Source organism: Vibrio ouci, assembly GCF_004551525.1.
GTDB lineage: Bacteria > Pseudomonadota > Gammaproteobacteria > Enterobacterales > Vibrionaceae > Vibrio > Vibrio ouci.
The window spans coordinates 1-684 of the sequence record NZ_SATR01000276.1 but is presented as its reverse complement, the minus strand read 5'-3'; the positions used below and the strand labels follow the sequence as shown (position 1 = coordinate 684).

The 684-nt window shown below is 55.2% G+C and carries 1 rRNA gene; it reads right to left on the bottom strand.

Annotated features, from left to right (window positions below):
- Positions 1-149 precede the first annotated feature (149 nt).
- A 5S ribosomal RNA gene (gene rrf, locus ELS82_RS27995) occupies positions 150-268 on the bottom strand.
- Positions 269-684: the final 416 nt, after the last annotated feature.

Here is a 684-nt window from a genome sequence, read left to right as displayed (position 1 = left end):
CAACACTAGTAGCCTTCGGCCTCTAGCCCCACCCTATCGATAGCGCGGCAGGGGGGGGGGAGGAAGGGAAGGCTGGCCGGATGGAGAAGCAGGCAAAAAGGAGKGTGAGAAAAAGAAGGCTTGCCGGATGGAGAAGCACGCAAAAAGGAGGGGTGCAACACGAGGACTTCCCAGGAGGTCACCCATCCTAGTACTACTCTCGCCCAAGCACGTTTAACTGCGGAGTTCTGATGGGATCCGGTGCATTAGTGCTGGTATGATCGCACCCGTTAGTCCATGCAAGCGCAATTGCTATAAGCGCTTCGAAGGCGCCCGCGAGGAGCGATGGGAGGCTCCAAGGGCCCCCGACCTGCGATCCGACCGTTGGATCGCGCCCGGATTTTTATTCGCTTTGATTGTTATTTATTTTGTTTATAACAAATAGATTTTTGCTTGCSGCGGTACTCTAYAGTACGGTACAGTTACTATTCAAAACCAAATTCTTGGTGGGATCCGGTGGCGACCTTTCGTTTCTTGAAGCGAAACGGCATTCTGAACAACACTAGTAGCCTTCGGCCTCTAGCCCCCCCCTATCGATAGCGCGGCAGGGGGGGGGGGTTTCTTGAAGCGAAACGGCATTCTGAACAACACTAGTAGCCTTCGGCCTCTAGCCCCACCCTATCGATAGCGCGGCAGGGGGGGGGG